Consider the following 503-nt stretch of genomic DNA (forward strand, 5'->3'; position numbering starts at 1 on the left):
GGTCAAGTCCCCGGTGGTGGTGTAGCGGTAGTTCCTTCGGTTTGATGGGTTAGGCGCTGAGGGCGAGTGCTGTTTCTTCGACCTCCGTCCTGGTGTCGGGGACGAGGGCGAGGCGGCTTTTGGCGAGGATGTCGAGGCCGAGGTAGCGGCGGCCTTCGGCCCATTCGTCGGTCTGTTCGGCGAGTACAGCACCGACGAGGCGGGTGATCGCATCACGGTTCGGGAAGATCCCGACCGAGTCGGTTCGGCGCCGGATTTCACGGTTGAGGCGTTCGTTGGGGTTGTTTGACCAGATCTGTTGCCAAAGCCCTTCTGGGAAGCTCGTGAACGCGAGGACATCAGCTCGTGCGGCATCGAGGTGCTCGAATGCGGCGGTGAGTTTGCCGTCGACGTAGTCCAGGAGCCGGTCGTACTGGGCATGCACAGCATCGGCGTCTGGTTGGTCGTACACGGAGTGCAGCATCGCCTTCACCGCCGGCCACAGACTCTTCGGGCACACACTC

1 protein-coding gene is annotated in these 503 nt (G+C 62.8%); it reads right to left on the bottom strand.

The features are described from left to right. Positions 1-49 precede the first annotated feature (49 nt). Positions 50-503 (bottom strand): transposase (locus B7R21_RS19475; RefSeq protein ID WP_172592306.1); only part of this gene is annotated, 454 nt, incomplete at its 5' end.

This window comes from Subtercola boreus (assembly GCF_003399625.1).
Classification (GTDB): Bacteria; Actinomycetota; Actinomycetes; order Actinomycetales; family Microbacteriaceae; genus Subtercola; species Subtercola boreus_C.